The organism is Klebsiella sp. 141162, assembly GCF_050600755.1.
In the GTDB taxonomy this organism is placed as follows: domain Bacteria; phylum Pseudomonadota; class Gammaproteobacteria; order Enterobacterales; family Enterobacteriaceae; genus Klebsiella; species Klebsiella aerogenes.
Window position 1 is genome coordinate 1 of record NZ_JAQIRI010000007.1, and the last position, 19502, is coordinate 19502.

A 19502-nucleotide genomic window follows, 5' to 3' on the forward strand; every position below is an offset into this window, starting at 1 on the left:
AAATTGTTAAAGAGCAGTTGCGACGCGCTTTAGCGCTCTGTCGCGAGGTGGCGTATATTACGCTTTCCTCTTTCAGAGTCAACCCTGAATTTCAGGATTTTTCTCTTCAACCGAACCGGCTGTTTGTGTGAAGTGATTCACATCCGCCGTGTCGATGGAGGCGCATTATAGGGAGCCCGCCGGGAATGACAAGCGGAAAAATACATTTTTATTTCAACCGCTCATCTTTTATACGTAACGCTTATTTTTGCTGCTTTTTGATAGCCGCAGGCAGGTCCGCCAGGCTATTTAGCACCCAATCCGCGGCGCTTTCCGCTTCTGCGGTAACCGGCTTACCGGTACGCACCAGCACTTTCGTTCCGACATTCGCCGCTGCAGCCGCCTGCATGTCTTCGAGTTTATCGCCCACCATATAAGAAGCAGCCATATCAATATGCAGGAAATCGCGTGCGGAAATGAGCATCCCCGGATGCGGCTTGCGGCAATCGCAGGTCTGGCGGAACTCTTCAACGCTCCCCTGCGGGTGATGCGGACAATAATAGATACCATCGAGATCCACGCCGCGGTCTGCCAGCGACCAGTCCATCCATTCGGTGAGGGTCTCAAATTGCGCTTCCGTGAATTTACCGCGCGCGATGCCTGACTGGTTGGTCACCAGCACTAACGCAAATCCCATCGCCTTTAGTTCACGCATGGCATCAATGACGCCGTCGATAAACTCAAAGTTGTCGATTTCGTGGACGTAACCATGATCGATATTAATCGTGCCGTCACGGTCGAGAAAAATTGCGGGTACAGACTTTGCCACCGGTTTGCTCCTGATAAAGGCTAATGCCGTTAGTATCGCATGTTTCGCCATGCAAGAAAGTGCTCATTATAAAGAGTCAGATTGATTTAGACGTCTGGATGCCTTAACATCCATTTCATTGACAGGCATCGCCTGCACACGGCAGAAGAAAATGCCACGGCAAACGGCTAAACGATAATAAATAACTGATGATTAAACTTTCGAATATTACCAAAGTGTTCCAGCAGGGGAACCGCACCATACAGGCGCTGAACAATGTCAGCCTGCATGTCCCTGCCGGGCAAATTTACGGCGTGATCGGCGCTTCCGGCGCAGGTAAAAGTACGCTGATTCGCTGCGTTAACCTGCTGGAACGCCCAACCGAAGGCAGCGTGCAGGTTGATAACCAGGAACTCACCGCGCTGACTGAAAAAGAACTGACTCGCGCGCGCCGTCAGATTGGCATGATCTTCCAGCACTTTAACTTGCTTGCTTCACGTACCGTTTTCGGCAACGTGGCGCTGCCGCTTGAGCTGGACAACACGCCGCCGGCGGAAATCAAACGCCGCGTTAATGAACTGCTTGACCTGGTTGGTCTTGGCGATAAGCACGACAGCTATCCGGCAAACCTCTCCGGTGGCCAGAAACAGCGCGTGGCGATTGCCCGCGCGCTGGCCAGTAACCCAAAAGTGCTGCTGTGCGATGAAGCCACCAGCGCGCTCGACCCGGCAACGACCCGTTCGATCCTCGAACTGTTAAAAGACATCAACCGTCGTCTGGGGCTGACCATTCTGTTGATCACCCATGAAATGGACGTGGTTAAACGTATCTGCGACTGCGTGGCGGTCATTAGTAATGGTCAACTGATCGAGCAGGACACCGTGAGCGAAGTCTTCTCGCATCCTAAGACGCCGCTGGCTCAGCAGTTCATTCAGTCTACCCTGCATCTGGATATTCCGGATGACTATCAGGCACGCCTGAAGCCCACCCCGCTGCCTGACAGCGTGCCGATGCTGCGTATGGAGTTCACCGGCCATTCCGTCGATGCGCCGCTGCTGTCGGAAACCGCCCGCCGCTTTAATGTGAATAACAACATTATTAGCGCGCAGATGGATTACGCCGGCGGAGTGAAGTTCGGCATCATGCTGACCGAAATGCACGGCACACCGGAAGATACCCAGGCGGCGATCGCCTGGCTGCAGGAACATCATGTAAAAGTAGAGGTACTGGGATATGTCTGAACCAATGATCTGGCTGCTGGTTCGCGGCGTGTGGGAAACGCTGGCTATGACGTTTGTCTCCGGCTTCTTTGGCTTTGTGCTCGGCTTGCCGGTCGGGGTACTGCTGTACGTTACCCGTCCGGGGCAGATTGCCGCCAACGCCCGACTGTATCGTACTCTATCGGCGCTGGTTAATATCTTCCGCTCGATTCCATTCATTATTCTGCTGGTGTGGATGATTCCGTTTACCCGCGTGATCGTTGGTACCTCAATCGGCCTGCAGGCAGCGATTGTGCCGTTAACGGTCGGCGCCGCGCCGTTTATCGCACGTATGGTGGAAAACGCGCTGCTCGAGATCCCGACCGGGCTTATCGAAGCCTCACGCGCGATGGGCGCAACGCCGCTGCAGATCGTGCGTAAGGTCCTGCTACCTGAAGCATTACCGGGTCTGGTGAACGCCGCTACCATCACGCTTATTACCCTCGTGGGCTATTCTGCGATGGGCGGTGCGGTGGGTGCCGGTGGTCTGGGTCAGATTGGCTATCAGTACGGCTACATCGGCTATAACGCGACGGTAATGAATACCGTGCTGGTATTGCTGGTTATTCTGGTTTATTTAATTCAATTCTCAGGCGATCGTATCGTCCGGGCTGTGACTCACAAATAACGTTATTGACACACAACACTAATTCTTACAGGAAGGAAATAACATGGCCTTTAATTTCAAAACCTTTGCGGCAGTTGGCGCATTAATCGGTTCTCTGGCTCTGGTGGGTTGCGGTCAGGATGAAAAAGATCCTAACCATATTAAAGTCGGCGTAATCGTCGGCGCGGAACAGCAGGTTGCTGAAGTCGCGCAGAAAGTGGCAAAAGAGAAGTATGGCCTCGACGTTGAGCTGGTGACCTTCAACGACTACGTGTTGCCGAACGAAGCGCTGAGCAAAGGCGACATCGACGTTAACGCCTTCCAGCACAAACCGTATCTCGATCAGCAGATTAAAGACCGCGGTTATAAACTGGTTTCCGTCGGCAACACCTTCGTCTATCCGATCGCTGGCTACTCGAAGAAAATCAAATCTCTGGACGAACTGCAGCCGGGCTCACAGATTGCCGTTCCGAACGATCCGACCAACCTCGGCCGTTCCCTGCTGCTGCTGCAGCAAGTGGGCCTGATTAAACTGAAAGAAGGCGTAGGTCTGCTGCCGACGTCTCTGGACGTGGTTGAGAACCCGAAAAACCTGAAGATTGTTGAGCTGGAAGCGCCGCAGCTGCCGCGTTCTCTGGACGACGCGCAGATCGCTCTGGCGGTCATCAACACCACTTACGCCAGCCAGATTGGCCTGACGCCGGCGAAAGACGGTATCTTCGTTGAAGACAAAAACTCGCCGTACGTAAACCTGATCGTCGCCCGCGAAGATAATAAAGACGCGGAAAATGTTAAGAAATTTGTTCAGGCTTACCAAAGCGATGAAGTTTACGAAGCCGCTAACAAAATCTTTAACGGCGGCGCAGTGAAAGGCTGGTAATCTGCTTTCAGCGTAATATCATTCAGGACGGGCTTTATGCCCGTCTTGTCATTTATGCAAGCACCTGATTCAATAGCGCCCTGTTTATAATTCATTGAGGAAATACTATGCGTGCTTTACCGGTCTGTTTGTTAGCACTCATGTTAAGCGGTTGTTCTATGCTAAGCAGATCCCCCGTTGAGCCTGTTAAAAGCACCGCAACCACGCCAGTCCAGACGGAAACGGCTAAACCAAAAGTCTCACGTCCCGCGCCGGTCAGAATCTATACCGATGCCGCCGCGCTGGTAGGCAAACCCTTCCGCGATCTGGGTGAAGTGAGCGGCGAATCATGCCAGGCTTCAAACCAGGACTCCCCGCCGAATATCCCGACCGCCCGTAAACGCATGCAAATCAACGCGGCCAAAATGAAGGCCAACGCCGTGCTGCTGCACAGCTGCGAAGTGACCAGCGGTACGCCAGGCTGCTACCGTCAGGCCGTTTGCCTGGGTTCAGCGCTTAACGTCTCGGCACAATGAGTGCATTTCAGTTCGCGCAGATAGGCGTCATCCGCTCGCCGTATAAAGAGAAGTTTGCCGTTCCTCGCCAGCCAGGCCTGGTTGAACACGGCAGCGGAGAGCTGCATCTGCTCGCGCCTTATAACCAGGCTGACGCCGTGCGTGGGCTGGAAAACTTCAGCCATCTGTGGGTCCTGTTTGTCTTTCATCAGACCATGGCTGGCGGCTGGCGTCCGACCGTGCGCCCTCCCCGCCTTGGCGGCAACGCACGCATGGGCGTCTTTGCAACCCGCTCGACGTTTCGCCCCAACCCTATCGGCATGTCGCTGGTTGAACTAAAAGGCGTTCGCTGCCAGAAGGATCAGGTGATACTGGAACTTGGCAGCCTCGATCTCGTGGACGGTACGCCGGTGGTTGATATCAAACCTTATCTTCCCTTTGCCGAAGCCCTGCCGGACGCCAGCGCCAGCTATGCGCAGCAGGCGCCGCTGGCAGGCATGAATGTCAGCTTTACGCCGGAAATAGAAGCACAGTTACTGACGCTGGAAAAACGCTACCCGCATATCAAAGCGTTTATCCGTGAAGTACTGGCGCAGGATCCGCGTCCGGCTTATCGTAAAGAGGAAGAAGCAGGGAAAACCTACGCCGTCTGGCTGCTCGATTTCAACGTGCGCTGGCGGGTAATCCCCTACGGTTTTGAAGTCTTTTCTCTCGAACCGCGCTAATTTTATTTTCCTCTCTTTTGGCATCTTTGCCACACTGGTAAACTAAACCACTTTTTTTGTTTCAGGCTGGCTCTCCAGCCTGTTCCGATCGTCCAAATGGAACCGTAACAACATGCGTACTAGCCAATATCTGCTCTCCACTCTGAAGGAGACACCTGCCGACGCCGAAGTCATCAGCCATCAGCTGATGCTGCGCGCCGGGATGATCCGCAAGCTGGCCTCAGGGTTGTACACCTGGCTGCCGACCGGCGTGCGCGTTCTGAAAAAAGTCGAGAACATCGTGCGTGAAGAGATGAACAACGCCGGTGCTATCGAGGTGTTAATGCCGGTAGTTCAGCCTTCTGAACTGTGGCAGGAGAGCGGTCGCTGGGAGCAATATGGCCCTGAGCTGCTGCGCATTGCCGATCGTGGCGATCGCCCGTTCGTTCTCGGCCCGACTCACGAAGAGGTCATTACCGACCTGATTCGCAACGAGCTGAACTCTTATAAACAGCTGCCGCTGAACTTCTATCAGATTCAGACCAAGTTCCGCGATGAAGTCCGCCCGCGTTTCGGCGTGATGCGCTCCCGTGAGTTCCTGATGAAAGATGCTTACTCTTTCCATACCTCTCAGGAATCGCTGCAGGAAACCTACGACGCGATGTATACCGCTTACAGCAAAATCTTCAGCCGTATGGGGCTGGATTTCCGCGCGGTACAGGCTGACACCGGTTCGATCGGCGGTAGCGCTTCTCATGAGTTCCAGGTGCTGGCGCAGAGCGGCGAAGATGACGTGATCTTCTCTGATAGCTCCGACTACGCGGCGAACATTGAGTTTGCCGAAGCCGTCGCGCCGAAAGAGCCGCGCGCCGCCGCGACGCAAGAAATGACGCTGGTAGACACGCCGAACGCGAAAACCATCGCCGAGCTGGTTGAGCAGTTCAATCTGCCAATCGAAAAAACCGTGAAGACCCTGCTGGTGAAAGCGGTGGAAGATAGCAGCTACCCGCTGGTCGCCCTGCTGGTACGCGGCGATCACGAGCTCAACGAAGTGAAAGCGGAAAAACTGCCGCAGGTCGCGAGCCCGCTGACCTTCGCCAGCGAAGAAGAGATCCGCGCTATCGTTAACGCGGGACCTGGTTCTCTCGGTCCGGTTAACATGCCGATTCCGGTGGTTATCGACCGTACCGTCGCGGCAATGAGCGATTTCGCCGCCGGCGCTAACATCGATGGCAAACACTATTTCGGCATTAACTGGGATCGCGACGTCGCGACTCCGGAAGTTGCTGATATTCGTAATGTCGTTGCCGGCGACCCGAGCCCGGACGGCAAAGGTACCCTGCTTATCAAACGCGGTATCGAAGTCGGCCACATCTTCCAGCTGGGCACCAAGTACTCTCAGGCAATGAATGCCGCGGTGCAGGGCGAAGATGGCCGTAACCAGATTCTGACCATGGGTTGCTACGGTATTGGGGTGACCCGCGTGGTGGCCGCCGCTATTGAGCAGAACTTTGACGATCGCGGGATTATCTGGCCGGACGCCATCGCGCCGTTCCAGGTCGCTATTCTGCCGATGAACATGCACAAGTCCTATCGCGTGCAGGAGCTGGCCGAGAAGCTGTACGTCGAGCTGCGTGCGCATGGCATCGACGTGCTGATGGACGACCGTAAAGAGCGTCCGGGCGTGATGTTCGCCGATATGGAGCTGATCGGTATTCCTCACACCATCGTGCTCGGCGACCGTAACCTCGACAACGATGATATCGAATACAAACATCGTCGCAACGGCGAGAAGCAGCTGATTAAGACCGGGGATATCGTGAATTACCTGGTGCAGCAGATTAAGGGTTAATTTCCCCTTAAAAGCTAAAAGGCCTCGCAATAGCGAGGCCTTTTTTATAGCAACTGCAAGAATTAATTACCGCAGTCTTTACCCGGAATAAATTTACTGTCTTTATCCGTCATTAGCGTTTTCATCATCTCGCCGGTATCCGGGTTTGCTTCAAGGGTGAAATGTCCTTCAACCACCAGCAGCACCGGACGAGTATCGGTTCCGCGCGCGGCGGCATAATCGCGCTCAAGCTGGGCGTTATTCGCGACCGCGATCGTTTTACCGGTCACGCAATCGGTAAAGGTTGCCGCATCCGCCATATAGAAATACATCCCGCGCATCGCCATTGGCGTCGTCGGCAGGCTGGCCTTCACAGGCTCAAGCGTATAATTCAGCGTTGATTTAATCGGGTTGCCGTCGCGATCGAGCATTTCCAGCTTGTCGCCTTTCGCCCGATAGTAAGATTTCTCGCCTTTGCTGTTGGTCAATACCAGTTTATCGGCGGTACGCGCCCAGGTACCATATGAAGCGAAAGATGACGGCTCGCGACTAACGCCCTGATAACGTTCGTTCATAACCCAGGTGCCATCTTTCTCAAGGAACAAAGAGGTCTCAATCCCTTCGCAATCCGCGCAAGGCAAAATACCGCGCCAGCTTTGCTGCATCGGTTTCAGCTCTTCCATCGCCGCCGGCTGAACCGTCTCCACCTCAGCGCGATGATTGCAGCCAAATAGCGCAAAGAGCGAACAGGCCGCTGCGAGCGAAAATACAATTTTCTTCACTGTGAATTCCTTATAATCCATTCCACCCGTCCGCCACGCCGCTCAATGGCGAACCTTCCCACGCAGCGCTTTGACTGAGGACTTTTGCGCCTTGGAGGCAAGTCGTCGCTCTTTTGACGCCCGAGTCGGTCGCGTCTCCCGGCGGCTTTTTTGCACTGCGGTTAATTCTTTTATCAGCGTAACCAGTCGCGAGATCGCCGCTTCGCGGTTCATCTCCTGGCTACGATATTCCTGAGCCTTAATGATAACCACACCGTCAGCAGAAATTAAGTGGTGACTGGCGGCGAGCAGGCGTTCTTTATAAAACTCAGGCAGGCTCGATGCTTTAATATCAAAACGTAAGTGAATCGCCGTCGAGGCCTTATTCACATGCTGACCGCCCGCCCCCTGTGCGCGGACCCCGGTAAGCGAGATCTCCTCATCCGGGATGGAAACGCTGCGGCTAATCGTTATCATGCCGGCTGCTGCCAGGCCGTTAAATGAATTTCCAGATTATTCCGATCGTCGGATAACCAGATACCGCCGTCCTGCAGGGTTGCCTGCAGCGTCATAGTGCGATCGGCAAAAGCACTTAGCTGCGCCAGCTGCGTATCATCAAGATACCAGATAGTCAGCTTCGGATACGCCGCAAGCTTGTTCTGATTTTGCTGCCACCAGATTTCAGCCGCCCGGCTATTATAGGCAAACAGCGCCACCTCCTGCGCCCGCGAGCAGGCTTTCTTGAGGCGCTTCTCGTCCGGCAGCCCCAGCTCAATCCACAGATCAACACCCAAATGGTCGTTCAACTGCCACAGCTCCGGTTCATCATCCGAGGACAACCCGCGGGTAAACTGCAGACGTTCGTTGGCATATTTAATCCACGCCAGCAGACGCAGCATCATACGCTCCTGGGTTTCTGAGGGATGTTGCGCCAGCGTCAGGTTAGCATCCAGAAACTGGTTGCGATCTAAATCGGCAACATTAACCACAGCTTTATAAATCGTCGCTTTCAGCGCCATGAATAAACTCCTGAAAAAAATGGCGTACATTGTAGCGAAACTGGCGACAAAAGGCTGTCGGCAATCGCAGGTACTCCTTTCATCCTGCTGATATTGCTTAGATGACTATGGTATAGTCACCTTGCTAAACAGAGTTTATCTTCGTAGGCTTAAACTTGCATCCCACGGTTAAGTCAGAACGCTGACAGGAGGGCATGTGGATCAATATTGTGAGTTAATACGCAAGCGGTATGCGGAAATAGCCAGCGGAGACTTAGGGTATATCCCGGATGCGCTGGGCTGCGTGTTGAAAGTATTAAATGAGGTTGCGGCGGATCAGGCCCTTTCGGAGTCAGTCAGGGAAAAGGCCGCTTATGCGGCGGCAAACTTATTGGTGAGCGATTATGTCAATGAATGATACTTATCAACCCATTAACTGCGATGATTATGACAACCTCGAACTTGCCTGCCAGCATCACCTGGTGCTGGCGCTGGCCCTGAAAGATGGTGAACAGCTACAGGCCAAAGCGAGCGATCTTATCTCGCGTAAAAATGTCGAGTATCTGGTGGTAGAACTTGCCGGTAACGTCCGCGAGCTACGCCTGGATAAAATCGCCAGTTTCAGCCACCCGGAAATCGGCACCGTGGTGGTCAGCGAATCCTGAAGCCCACCGGGCGGCTTAGCCGCCCGTTTTCCGCCATATCAGCTGTAACCCTTCGCCTTCCTGTACTTGCCCCTCTCTGGTGACAAACAGCCCATCGGCTGCGGCAATCAAGGTTTCGCCATAAAACAGCAGCGGCGTGGCGTCGCGACGCCAGGGCGCGACCGCCATTTCCTGCCAGATTTTCTTAAGCTTACGGCCGCCCTGACGCCCAACAATGTGCAGATTACCGCTGGCGCGAAAACGTATCGATACCGGCTCATCCGCGCGTGGCGCGCGTATCGGCCCGCCGGACTGCAATGCCAGTTCTCCCAGCGCTTCCGGTAGCGTCAGCGCTTTAGCCGCATCGCCCCAGGGTATTTCCCGTTCCGCCAGGCTTGCCAGATGCTTGACCCAAAACAGGCGCTGCTGGTAGCGCCGGACGGCAAAACCGCCTAACCGCAGGCAAGGCGCGGCGTCTTCACGCGCCAGCGCCACTTCCTGCCAGATGCGCTCCGGCATTTCGCGCGACGGCATCGGCGCCTGTTGGGAAGCCAGCCAGCGGCGCAGCAACGCCGCGCGACGCGGCGCGCTCATCGCGCTCAGCGGTTCTATCGCCAGAGAACCACGCTCATCAACCAGCGCGGCAAGTTCTGCCGACAGCATCTCATCGAGCAACTGTTCCTGTTCGCCACATAAGCTGGCACTGCGGGCGACAGCCTCGGCAAAATGCGGCCAGCGCTCGCTCAGCAGCGGTACCACCCGCAGACGCAGAAAGTTACGATCGTACGCATCGTCCTGATTACTCTCGTCTTCAATCCACCGCAGTTGATGAGTCAGCGCCCATTGATGCAGGGATTCACGGCTCTCATTGAGCAGCGGACGCAGCAATTTTCCGCCAGCGAACTCGCTACTGGCGGCCATCGCCGACAAGCCGGTCGGGCCGCTACCGCGTTTGAGCGCCAGCAGGAAGGTCTCGCATTGGTCGTCGAGATGTTGTGCCGTCAATAACGCCTCGCCTGGCAACAGCGCCTCACGGAAAGCCTGATAGCGCGCCTGGCGAGCATGCGCTTCGATCCCCAACCCCTCATCCGCCAGCGTCACGCGCACCACCTGTAACGGTACCTGCCATTGCTGGCAAATCTGTTCGCAATGCTCAACCCAATGGTCAGCGTTGGCGCTCAGGCCGTGGTGAATGTGAATCGCGCGCAGCTGAATCGCTGGCTCGCGCTGGCGCCAGCGTACCAGTCGGTGCAGCAGGACGGTTGAGTCCAGGCCGCCGCTGAAGGCCAGCAGAAACTGACGATGTGGTCGAAGCGATGAGGCAATATCCGGCGTCATGATCGTGCGTACGCAGCTAAGAAGAGATAGCCCGGCACGTTACGCGCCAGGGCTGGTTCTGGCAAGTATTACTGTTGGTAAATCTCCAGCGGCAGGCCGTCGGGATCGTTGAAGAAGGTGAAGCGCTTATCGGTAAACGGATCGATGCGGATAGCCTCGCAGGCGACGCCGTGCGCCTGCAGATGCGCAACCGCGGCATCAATATCGTCGACGCTAAACGCCAGGTGGCGCAGACCACAGGCCTCCGGACGGCTGGGGCGCGCAGGAGGGAACGGGAACGAAAACAGCTCGATGACATACTCGCCGTTCAGCGCCAGGTCGCCCTTCCACGAATCACGCTCGGCGCGGTAGAACTCGCTCTGCAGCGTAAACCCGAGGATGTCGCAATAGAACGCTTTGCTCTTCGCGTAATCTGTCGCGATGATGGCAATATGGTGAACTCGTTTTAAACCCAGCATGGTTGCTCTCCTCCTGTTGAAGCCCAACACGTTACTCGCGCCGCCCGCCGCCGCGCAAGCCCCTAATTATTTTTTAAGACTCGTACACGGTAGACGCCGTCTTCGTCGCGTTTGGCCCCGTGGATATCGGTTTCAAAACCTGGGTAGTGGCGACCGATCGAACAGAGCATCAACAGGAAGTCGAGCACCGCGCGGCTCTCTTCGGTGATCATCTCGCCCGGCATCAGCAGCGGCACGCCAGGCGGATACGGCAGGATCATGTTTGCCGAAATACGCCCCACCAGATTCTCCAGTTCGATGGTTTCTACTTCGCCCTTAATCTGTCGCTGCCAGGCCTGATGCGGAGTCATTTTCATCTCCGGCAGCACGTCAAAGGCCCGCAGCATCAGTTGTGAGAGCTGATGCTGGCGGATCAGGCGGTGGATACCCTGCGCCAGATCCTGGATGCGCATATTGCGGTAGAAGTCCGGATCCTCGGCATAGAGATCCGGCAACATATTTTTCACCCGCAGGTTGAGATCGTAGGCGCGTTTAAACTCGGTCAGGCCGCGCAGCAGGCCCATCGCCCGGGTTTTATCAATACCGATACTGAACAAGAACAGCAGATTGTACGGCCCGGTTTTCTCCACCACCACGCCGCGCTCGTCGAGGAATTTCGCCACCAGCGCCGCCGGGATCCCCTCTTCCGCCATATTGCCCTGCTCGTCCATCCCCGGCGTAAGAATGGTAACTTTGACCGGATCGAGGAACATATGGTCGGCATCGGCGTCCTGGAAACCGTGCCACGTTTCTCCCGGCGAAACCGGCCAGCATTGCGCCTCCTCAACCTCTTCCGGTTGCCAGATATCAAAGAACCAGCCGTCGGCCTCTTCATGCAGGCGCTGCACCTCCTTACGGAAGTGCAGCGCACGCTCGATGGAGCGCTGAATCAGGCGTTTTCCGGAGTTACCGCGCAGCATCGCCGCCGCGGTTTCTATCGAGGCGACGATCGGATAGCTTGGCGAGGTAGAGGTATGCATCATAAAGGCCTCGTTGAAGGTATCTTCATCGTAGCTGCCTTTAATATGGATAAGCGACGCCTGCGACAGCGCCGCCAGCATTTTATGCGTCGACTGGGTTTCGAAGATCACTTTCCCCGGTACGCGGTCGCCGCTCATGCCGCTTTTGCCCTGATAAATCGGGTGGAAGTGGGTATAAGGCACCCAGGCGGAATCAAAGTGGATCGACGGCACGTCGAGAGTCTGTTTAATCCAGGTGGTGTTATACAACAGGCCGTCATAGGTGGAGTTGGTGATCACCGCATGCACCGGCCACTGCGCGCCGCGAGTTGTCTCTACTTTGCGCTGGACGCTGTCGCGGGTAAATTCCCGTTTCGGAATACCGCCGAGGATCCCCAGCGCGTTACGCGTCGGTTTTAGCCATAGCGGCACGATATCGCTCATCATCAGCAGATGCGCCAGCGATTTATGACAGTTACGATCGATAAGCAGCGTACTGCCGGCAGGCGCCGAATACATGCCGACAATTTTATTTGAAGTCGAGGTACCGTTGGTCACCATGTAGCTCTGCTCGGCGCCAAAGGCGCGGGCGATATACTCTTCCGCTTCCAGATGCGGGCCGGTATGGTCCAGCAGCGACCCCAGTTCGGTAACGGAGATAGAAACATCGGCCTTCAGCGTATTACCGCCGAAGAAATCATAAAACAGGCAGCCGACCGGGCTTTTCTGGTAGGCGGTTCCCGCCATGTGTCCGGGAGTGCAAAAGGTATATTTCCCCTCCTGCACATAGTTAAATAACGCTTTGGTAAATGGCGGCGTGATGTTGTCCAGATACTCGTTGGTATACTGACGAATACGAGTAGCGATATCTTCCGCCAGCCCCAGCGCATATTCAAAGAACCATAGCGCCATGCGCAGGTCCTGGCTGCTGACGTCCATCGTCGAGTGCGTATTAATAAAAGCATACAGCGGCAGGTATTCGTTCAGACGATTGATATCGCTACATAAATCAACGCTGTACTCATCCCAGTCGAAGATCACGCCGCAGATGCGCGGGTTGTGTTCGATAAACTGCAGCAGGTCGGCGCTGTTTTGCGGCCAGATAGTCTGGAATCCTTGCTTCTGCAGAGCGGCTTCCAGCTCTTTGATCGGTTCGTCTTTATGGTAGACGCCGTGGGGCCCCATGATGGCGATGATATTCACGCTTTCCTCCTGGATTTACCTAAGGTAAGCATAATATCAATCGCGCCAGTGCTTAGCACTGGCGGATTTATCTTAGTCCTGAATCAGAGTAAAACGATAATTACAGCGCCTTCCATGCATCCCCCCAGGCCAGACCTGCGCCCGGTTCGTAGTAGGTTGGCGCCACGTTGCACCATGCCCCTTCCGGGAAGGGCTTGCACTGGAAAAGCGCGCCGTGGTTATTGACGATATCACCCGGTTTCCAGCTCTGGCTGGCGCTCCACGCCGGATAACTGATGGCGCCGCTGTCGCCAGCCGGCTCATCCTTCGCTTCATCCGCCGCCTTCGCCTTCACATTGAGAGTATAGGTGGCCGTACTGGATAAACTGCCATCGCTAACGGTCAGGCTAACCACATACTGGGCATCTTTATCGCTCTGTGGGGCGCTGAAATTGATCACCGCTTTATCCGCGCCGCTTAACGTCTGTCCATCCTGCGACATCCAGAGATAGTTCAGCTTGTCGCCGTTAGCATCGGTAGACCCTTCCCCGCTCAGCGACACCAGGCTGCCAGCTTCAACAGCGCCCACCGGGCCGGCAATACGCGCCACCGGCGCGACGTTCACTTGAGGCGCTGGTGTCGTGTCATCTGTCTTATCAGACGCGCCATCGCTGCCCGCATCATCAACCACGGTCACGTTGAAGTAATGCTGAACGCATTTGCTGTAATCCCCCTCTTTGAACGCGCTGTACGGTGTCTGATAGCTCACCAGCTGGCAGGCATTGGTTTTGCCGTCTGCGCTGTTCGGATCCCATCCCCAATCCTGTTCCCAGTAGATGGGCAGCGCGCCGGCTCCGCCTTCATCAAACTGCTTCATGTTCTTACAACCCAGCACTTCATCATCGGCAATAGGCACTTTTAGGTAGTTGGCGAACTCTTTGTAATAGGCAATACGGTTAAGCGACTGGGCGTTTTCCGTAGCGCCGCCGCACTCGACGCCGCCGTTGATGATCTGGATGCTCACGCCAAACCCCGGCACCAGGCCATTACTCTTATCACGGTCGTTCGGCTGCCAGGTGCCGTCAATGACGTGCAGCATGGAAGGTTTCGGCGGCTGCGGATAAACAAAGAAAAAGACCGCGCTGGCGAGGTTCATCCATGAGTCCGCCACCAGCTCAGGTTTATCCAGCAGCGGGCGGACGTCGCCATACATTGCCTCGGAGAACGGGCCGTAGTTGTAGTTATAGGAGAGCTGTTTAGCCCCTCGGCCAAAGTAGCTGAGGAAATCGCCATCGGCATCTTTACCGCAAGGCCAGGTCTGTCCCTGCCAGACATCCGGGTTACATTCGCCGTTATAGCCGCCTTTTTGTCCTTCGGTCCAGCCAACTTCGCGCAGATAGACCAGCGCCTGCCGCCATTCCGGGATATCGCGCCAGCTTTCGTGGCCGCCGGTTTCCTGGGCGAAGTGGGCAAACATGGTGGCCAGCGATTTACGGCAGATCGCGTCGCTATCGCGGCCATCGGTGTAGGTGCCGCAGACCGCCGGGAATTTACCGATCGCCTTCAGGAAGTTGCTGTAGGTATATTCCGGCGCGCGCATCGGGAACAGATAATCCCAATCCTGCTCGCTGAGCATGCCTTCGACGCGTTTAACGTTTTCCGGGTTAGCCGCCCTGCCAGGCTCAATCTTTTCGACTGAAGCGTTATCGAGGGTACGAATGGAAGACTTCACCGCATCCATTAATGGAAAATCGGTTAATGCTTTTTCTTTCGCCGCCAGCTCGCTGGCTGTCATGGTGGTGGCTTCAGTGGCGCTGAGCAGCGGCGCGGCCTGTGCGGCGCTCAGACTTAACATGATCCCTGCGGCCACGGCGCTCAAGGCGACAGTTTTATGAATTGCCATAATATTATTCTCCTTTTCCTTGTGAACGGTCTGCCCAGGCGTTGTCCCCGGCAGTTAGCGCAGTGTCGCGGGAAAAGGACATCATCGGCTAATCACATCACCTCATTGGCGCATCATCTTGCCTCAGTAAAAAAATGATAAAAAAAGGGGCCGGAAATCCGGCCCCTTAGAGAAAATAATGAGCTGAATAATCAGGCGTAGCCGTAGCTCATCAGACGCTGATAGCGGCGGTTACGCAGCTCTTCTTCGCTGAGAGTATCCAGGTCAGCCAGGTCGGCCAACAGCTGTGCCTTCAGGCTCGCCGCCATCGCTTCCGGGTTACGGTGGGCGCCGCCCAGCGGTTCCGGAATGATGGAATCAATCAGCTTCAGCTCTTTGAGGCGCGGCGCAACGATACCCATCGCTTCCGCGGCCAGCGGCGCTTTATCCGCGCTTTTCCACAGAATAGACGCGCAGCCTTCCGGCGAGATAACCGAATAGGTACTGTACTGCAGCATGTTGACCTTATCACCTACGCCAATCGCCAGCGCGCCGCCGGAGCCGCCTTCGCCGATGACGGTGCAGATAACCGGCACGCTCAGACGCGACATTTCACGCAGGTTGCGGGCAATCGCTTCCGACTGGCCGCGCTCTTCCGCGCCAACGCCCGGATAGGCGCCAGGGGTGTCGATGAAGGTAATGATCGGCATTTTGAAACGCTCAGCCATTTCCATCAGGCGCAGCGCTTTGCGGTAGCCTTCCGGCGCCGGCATACCAAAGTTACGACGGATCTTCTCTTTGGTCTCACGGCCTTTCTGATGGCCGATGATCATCACCGGGCGACCATCAAGACGCGCAATACCGCCAACGATAGCTTTATCGTCAGCGTAGGCGCGATCGCCTGCCAGCTCGTCAAACTCGTCGAAAGCCAGGCGGACATAATCCAGGGTATAGGGACGACGTGGATGGCGCGCCAGCTGGGCTACTTGCCATGCGCCAAGATCGGCGAAGATTTTGCGCGTCAGCTCTACGCTTTTTTCGCGCAGACGATGCACTTCTTCATCGATGTTAATATCCAGTTTCTCATCCTGACGGCTTACTGCAGTCAGGGAATCGATTTTCGCTTCCAGCTCTGCGATAGGCTGTTCAAAATCTAGGAAATTCAGACTCATAGTATTCCTGTATTAGTCAAACTCCAGTTCCACCTGCTCCGAGCCGATAAGGCCACGCAGATCGTTGAGTAAACGATCGCTCGGAGAGACGCGCCATGTTGCGCCAAAACGCAACCGCGCGCGCGCATCCGCCCTCTGATAATAGAGGTGTACTGGAATGGTTCCCGAACGGTGGGGTTCCAGAGACTGACGGAGTCGGTTTAAAAGCTGGTCATCAATTTGCCTGTCCGTCAGCGAGATAGCAAGCCCGCGAGCATATTTTTCCCGGGCTTCGTCAATATCCATGACTTCACGGGCGGTCATTTTAAGGCCCCCGCTGAAGTCATCAAAGCTGACCTGTCCGCTGACGATAAGTATGCGGTCTTTTTCCAGCAACTGCTGGTATTTATCCAGCGCGTCGGTGAATAACATCACCTCCAGACGCCCGGAACGGTCATCCAGCGTACAGATGCCGATACGATTGCCGCGCTTGGTGACCATTACCCGCGCAGCAATAACCAGACCCGCCGCCGTGGTCACTTTACCACGATCGGTCGGGTGCATGTCTTTGAGTCTCACGCCGCCAACGTAGCGTTCGATCTCTTTCAGGTATTGGTTAATCGGGTGGCCGGTCAGATACAGCCCCAGCGTTTCCCTTTCACCATCCAGCACCACCTGCTCCGGCCACGGCTGGCAGCTGGCGTAGGATTGCTCAATTTGTTCCGGCTCTTCCGCCAGCACGCCGAACATATCCGCCTGGCCAATGGCTTCGGCTTTGGCGTGCTGATCGGCGGCTTTCAGCGCATCGTTGAGCGAGTTCATCAGCGCCGCGCGATGCGGGCCGAGGCGGTCGAACGCCCCGGACATAATCAGCTTTTCCAGCACCCGGCGATTGAGCTTTTTAATATCGGTACGGGCGCACAGATCAAACAGCTCGCGGAAATAGCCGCCATTGTTACGCGCTTCGATGATCGCTTCAATCGGGCCTTCACCGACGCCTTTAATGGCGCCGATACCATACACGATTTCCCCGTCATCATTGACGTGGAAATGATACAGGCCGGAGTTGATGTCCGGCGGCAGGATTTTCAGGCCCATCCGCCAGCATTCATCGACCAGACCCACCACCTTCTCGGTGTTGTCCATATCGGCGGTCATCACCGCCGCCATAAACTCGGCCGGATAGTGCGCCTTCAGCCACAGCGTCTGGTAGGAGACCAGCGCATAGGCGGCGGAGTGAGACTTGTTAAATCCGTAACCGGCGAATTTTTCCACCAGGTCAAAGATTTTCATCGCCAGTTCGCCGTCAACGCCGCGCTTTTTCGCCCCTTCTTCGAAGGTGCCGCGCTGCTTGGCCATCTCTTCCGGCTTTTTCTTACCCATCGCACGACGCAGCATATCCGCGCCGCCGAGGGTATAACCGGAGAGCTCCTGGGCTATCTGCATGACCTGTTCCTGGTACAGGATGATGCCGTAAGTCGGCTCCAGTACAGGTTTCAGACATTCGTGCTGCCACTGCACGTCCGGGTAGGAAATCTCTTCACGGCCGTGCTTACGGTCGATAAAGTTATCTACCATCCCCGACTGCAGCGGGCCCGGACGGAACAGCGCCACCAGCGCGATCATATCTTCGAAGCAGTCGGGCTGTAGACGCTTAATCAGATCTTTCATGCCGCGCGATTCAAGCTGGAAGACCGCGGTGGTTTCCGAGCGCTGCAGCATGTCGAAGCTTTTCTTGTCATCCAGCGGGATCGCGGCGATGTCCAGCGGCCCTTCGCCGTTCTTCGCCCGCCGCTTGTTGATCATCTCCAGCGCCCAGTTGATGATGGTCAGCGTACGCAGGCCGAGGAAGTCGAATTTTACCAGCCCGGCGTATTCGACGTCGTTCTTATCAAACTGGGTAACCGGGTGTAGCCCCTGTTCATCGCAGTACAGCGGCGCGAAATCGGTGATTTTGGTCGGCGCGATAACCACGCCGCCCGCGTGCTTACCGGCGTTACGCGTCACGCCTTCCAGCTTACGCGCCATATCAATCAGCGCTTTAACTTCTTCGTCCGCTTCGTAGATTTCCGGCAGCTGTGGTTCCGCTTCAAAGGCTTTCGCCAGCGTCATGCCAGGATCCGGCGGCACCAGCTTGGAGATACGGTCAACAAAGCCGTACGGGTGACCCAACACGCGGCCCACGTCGCGAATAACCGCCTTCGCCGCCATGGTACCGAAGGTGATAATCTGCGATACCGCGTCGCGGCCATACATATCCGCAACGTGCTCAATAACCTGGTCGCGTTTCTCCATGCAGAAGTCGACGTCGAAGTCGGGCATCGACACACGTTCCGGGTTAAGGAAACGTTCGAACAGCAGGTCAAACTCCAGCGGGTCAAGGTCGGTAATTTTCAGCGCGTAGGCCACCAGCGAGCCGGCGCCGGAACCACGTCCCGGCCCTACCGGCACGCCGTTATCCTTCGACCACTGGATAAATTCCATGACGATCAGGAAGTAGCCCGGGAACCCCATCTGGTTGATAACCTGCAGTTCGACATCCAGACGTTGGTCATATTCCGGGCGACGCTTAGCGCGCTCTTCGGGATCCGGGAACAGGAATTCGAGACGTTCCTCCAGCCCCTCTTTCGACTTCATTACCAGGAAGTCTTCGGTGGTCATGTCGCCGGTCGGGAACTGCGGCAGGAAGTATTCGCCAAGGCGCACGGTAACGTTGCAGCGTTTGGCGATCTCAACGGTGTTTTCCAGCGCTTCCGGGATATCGGCAAATAGCTCGCACATCTCCTCTTCGCTACGCATATATTGCTGCGGCGAGTAGTTGCGCGGTCGCTTCGGATCGTCGAGGGTGAAGCCATCGTGAATGGCGACGCGAATTTCATGGGCGTCGAAGTCGCCGGTTTCCAGGAAACGCACATCGTTGGTCGCCACTACCGGCAAACCATGCTCCTCCGCCAGTTGAACCGCGGCGTGAAGATAGCTTTCTTCGTCCTGACGACCGGTACGGATCAGCTCCAGATAGTAGCGATCCGGGAAATGTTGTTCATAGAAGGCGAGACACTGCTCGACCAGCGGCATATTTCCGCGGATCAGGCTGACGCCAACATCGCCTTTACGGCCGCCGGACAGCAGAATCAGCCCTTCCTGATGCTCAACCAGCCAGTCGCGATCGATCCACGGCCCCAGCGCGCCATAGCCGCGCTGATAGGCGCGAGAAATGAGCAGAGTCAGATTCTGATAGCCGGTATTGTTGGCCGCTAAAACCGTCAGTTCGGTGAATTCATCGCCCAGCAGATCGCACTGAACATGGAAGTCAGCGCCGACAATGGGCTTAATCCCGGCGCCATGGCCCGTTCCGTAGAACTTAACCAGACCGCAGAGGTTGGTAAAATCGGTGATCGCCAGCGCAGGCATGCCCAAAGCGGCCGCCTTTTTCACCAGCGGCCCGGTTTTCGCCAGCCCATCGATCATGGAATAGTCGCTGTGCACCCGCAGGTGTACGAAACGTGGTTCAGACATCTTTAGATCCCA

At 56.0% G+C, this 19502-nt stretch carries 18 protein-coding genes; 8 read left to right on the plus strand and 10 right to left on the minus strand.

The features are described from left to right. Nucleotides 1-241: 241 nt before the first annotated feature. The gene (gene gmhB, locus PGR23_RS17995; RefSeq protein WP_045376647.1) at nucleotides 242-808 is read right to left on the minus strand and encodes a D-glycero-beta-D-manno-heptose 1,7-bisphosphate 7-phosphatase; all 567 of its coding nucleotides are present in this window, start codon (nucleotides 806-808) and stop codon (nucleotides 242-244) included. A gap of 188 nt (nucleotides 809-996) precedes the next feature. Between gmhB and metN the strand changes: the two genes are divergently transcribed. The 6 genes from metN to proS all read left to right on the plus strand — a co-directional run bounded on the left by metN (nucleotide 997) and on the right by proS (nucleotide 6583). Then, nucleotides 997-2028 (plus strand): methionine ABC transporter ATP-binding protein MetN, encoded by a 1032-nt coding sequence (gene metN / locus PGR23_RS18000; RefSeq protein ID WP_045390179.1) that lies wholly within the window; start codon nucleotides 997-999, stop codon nucleotides 2026-2028. After that, nucleotides 2021-2674: a methionine ABC transporter permease MetI gene (locus tag PGR23_RS18005; protein ID WP_045390177.1), complete on the plus strand. Its 654-nt coding sequence runs from the start codon at nucleotides 2021-2023 to the stop codon at nucleotides 2672-2674. Before metN ends, PGR23_RS18005 begins: the two co-directional genes overlap by 8 nt. Before the next feature lie 43 nt (nucleotides 2675-2717). Next, nucleotides 2718-3533, plus strand: a complete 816-nt coding sequence (gene metQ, locus PGR23_RS18010; protein WP_015368138.1) for a methionine ABC transporter substrate-binding lipoprotein MetQ — start codon at nucleotides 2718-2720, stop codon at nucleotides 3531-3533. A gap of 107 nt (nucleotides 3534-3640) precedes the next feature. After that, nucleotides 3641-4048 (plus strand): Rcs stress response system protein RcsF, encoded by a 408-nt coding sequence (gene rcsF, locus PGR23_RS18015; RefSeq protein WP_015704458.1) that lies wholly within the window; start codon nucleotides 3641-3643, stop codon nucleotides 4046-4048. Then, a complete protein-coding gene (gene tsaA / locus PGR23_RS18020) occupies nucleotides 4045-4752 on the plus strand; it encodes a tRNA (N6-threonylcarbamoyladenosine(37)-N6)-methyltransferase TrmO (RefSeq protein ID WP_047047010.1) in 708 nt (235 codons plus the stop codon). Before rcsF ends, tsaA begins: the two co-directional genes overlap by 4 nt. Nucleotides 4753-4864: 112 nt before the next feature. After that, nucleotides 4865-6583: a proline--tRNA ligase gene (gene proS, locus PGR23_RS18025; protein WP_047047007.1), complete on the plus strand. Its 1719-nt coding sequence runs from the start codon at nucleotides 4865-4867 to the stop codon at nucleotides 6581-6583. Between the two features lie 62 nt (nucleotides 6584-6645). On the opposite strand, the gene nlpE is transcribed toward proS, so the two are convergent. The 3 genes from nlpE to PGR23_RS18040 are packed head-to-tail and all read right to left on the minus strand — an operon-like array spanning nucleotide 6646 to nucleotide 8342. After that, entirely contained in the window at nucleotides 6646-7344 is a 699-nt protein-coding gene (nlpE, locus tag PGR23_RS18030) for an envelope stress response activation lipoprotein NlpE (protein WP_072251482.1), read from the minus strand. Between the two features lie 42 nt (nucleotides 7345-7386). Beyond that, nucleotides 7387-7800: an alternative ribosome rescue aminoacyl-tRNA hydrolase ArfB gene (arfB, locus tag PGR23_RS18035; RefSeq protein WP_045390167.1), complete on the minus strand. Its 414-nt coding sequence runs from the start codon at nucleotides 7798-7800 to the stop codon at nucleotides 7387-7389. Then, nucleotides 7797-8342 carry a YaeQ family protein gene (locus tag PGR23_RS18040; protein ID WP_045390165.1) on the minus strand — a complete coding sequence of 182 codons (546 nt, stop codon included), beginning with the start codon at nucleotides 8340-8342 and terminating at the stop codon, nucleotides 7797-7799. The genes arfB and PGR23_RS18040 overlap by 4 nt, the downstream gene beginning before the upstream one ends. A 196-nt stretch (nucleotides 8343-8538) precedes the next feature. Between PGR23_RS18040 and PGR23_RS18045 the strand changes: the two genes are divergently transcribed. Both PGR23_RS18045 and rof read left to right on the plus strand, forming a co-directional pair. Next, nucleotides 8539-8739, plus strand: coding sequence for a YaeP family protein (locus PGR23_RS18045; RefSeq protein ID WP_015368145.1), 201 nt, complete (start codon nucleotides 8539-8541; stop codon nucleotides 8737-8739). After that, nucleotides 8726-8986 carry a Rho-binding antiterminator gene (gene rof / locus PGR23_RS18050; protein WP_045390162.1) on the plus strand — a complete coding sequence of 87 codons (261 nt, stop codon included), beginning with the start codon at nucleotides 8726-8728 and terminating at the stop codon, nucleotides 8984-8986. The genes PGR23_RS18045 and rof overlap by 14 nt, the downstream gene beginning before the upstream one ends. Before the next feature lie 15 nt (nucleotides 8987-9001). On the opposite strand, the gene tilS is transcribed toward rof, so the two are convergent. From tilS to dnaE, 6 genes are all read right to left on the minus strand, one after another. Continuing rightward, nucleotides 9002-10303, minus strand: a complete 1302-nt coding sequence (tilS, locus tag PGR23_RS18055) for a tRNA lysidine(34) synthetase TilS (protein WP_047047003.1) — start codon at nucleotides 10301-10303, stop codon at nucleotides 9002-9004. Between the two features lie 68 nt (nucleotides 10304-10371). After that, on the minus strand, nucleotides 10372-10761 hold the full coding sequence (locus PGR23_RS18060) for a VOC family protein (protein WP_015704453.1): 390 nt from the start codon (nucleotides 10759-10761) through the stop codon (nucleotides 10372-10374). Nucleotides 10762-10823: 62 nt separating this feature from the next. Next, on the minus strand, nucleotides 10824-12962 hold the full coding sequence (locus tag PGR23_RS18065) for a lysine decarboxylase LdcC (protein WP_047047001.1): 2139 nt from the start codon (nucleotides 12960-12962) through the stop codon (nucleotides 10824-10826). A gap of 100 nt (nucleotides 12963-13062) precedes the next feature. Continuing rightward, entirely contained in the window at nucleotides 13063-14844 is a 1782-nt protein-coding gene (locus PGR23_RS18070; protein WP_047046998.1) for a chitinase, read from the minus strand. Nucleotides 14845-15035: 191 nt separating this feature from the next. Next, nucleotides 15036-15995 carry an acetyl-CoA carboxylase carboxyl transferase subunit alpha gene (accA, locus tag PGR23_RS18075; protein ID WP_045390153.1) on the minus strand — a complete coding sequence of 320 codons (960 nt, stop codon included), beginning with the start codon at nucleotides 15993-15995 and terminating at the stop codon, nucleotides 15036-15038. A gap of 12 nt (nucleotides 15996-16007) precedes the next feature. Continuing rightward, nucleotides 16008-19490 carry a DNA polymerase III subunit alpha gene (dnaE, locus tag PGR23_RS18080; protein WP_045390151.1) on the minus strand — a complete coding sequence of 1161 codons (3483 nt, stop codon included), beginning with the start codon at nucleotides 19488-19490 and terminating at the stop codon, nucleotides 16008-16010. Nucleotides 19491-19502 lie beyond the last annotated feature (12 nt).

Excerpts from the sequence above, each read along its gene's own strand:
- metN (WP_045390179.1), top strand. The coding sequence starts at position 997 with ATGATTAAACTTTCGAATATTACCAAAGTGTTCCAGCAGGGGAACCGC.
- PGR23_RS18005 (WP_045390177.1), top strand. The coding sequence starts at position 2,021 with ATGTCTGAACCAATGATCTGGCTGCTGGTTCGCGGCGTGTGGGAAACG.
- metQ (WP_015368138.1), top strand. The coding sequence starts at position 2,718 with ATGGCCTTTAATTTCAAAACCTTTGCGGCAGTTGGCGCATTAATCGGT.
- rcsF (WP_015704458.1), top strand. The coding sequence starts at position 3,641 with ATGCGTGCTTTACCGGTCTGTTTGTTAGCACTCATGTTAAGCGGTTGT.
- tsaA (WP_047047010.1), top strand. The coding sequence starts at position 4,045 with ATGAGTGCATTTCAGTTCGCGCAGATAGGCGTCATCCGCTCGCCGTAT.
- proS (WP_047047007.1), top strand. The coding sequence starts at position 4,865 with ATGCGTACTAGCCAATATCTGCTCTCCACTCTGAAGGAGACACCTGCC.
- arfB (WP_045390167.1), bottom strand. The coding sequence starts at position 7,800 with ATGATAACGATTAGCCGCAGCGTTTCCATCCCGGATGAGGAGATCTCG.
- PGR23_RS18040 (WP_045390165.1), bottom strand. The coding sequence starts at position 8,342 with ATGGCGCTGAAAGCGACGATTTATAAAGCTGTGGTTAATGTTGCCGAT.
- rof (WP_045390162.1), top strand. The coding sequence starts at position 8,726 with ATGTCAATGAATGATACTTATCAACCCATTAACTGCGATGATTATGAC.
- tilS (WP_047047003.1), bottom strand. The coding sequence starts at position 10,303 with ATGACGCCGGATATTGCCTCATCGCTTCGACCACATCGTCAGTTTCTG.
- PGR23_RS18060 (WP_015704453.1), bottom strand. The coding sequence starts at position 10,761 with ATGCTGGGTTTAAAACGAGTTCACCATATTGCCATCATCGCGACAGAT.
- PGR23_RS18070 (WP_047046998.1), bottom strand. The coding sequence starts at position 14,844 with ATGGCAATTCATAAAACTGTCGCCTTGAGCGCCGTGGCCGCAGGGATC.
- accA (WP_045390153.1), bottom strand. The coding sequence starts at position 15,995 with ATGAGTCTGAATTTCCTAGATTTTGAACAGCCTATCGCAGAGCTGGAA.
- dnaE (WP_045390151.1), bottom strand. The coding sequence starts at position 19,490 with ATGTCTGAACCACGTTTCGTACACCTGCGGGTGCACAGCGACTATTCC.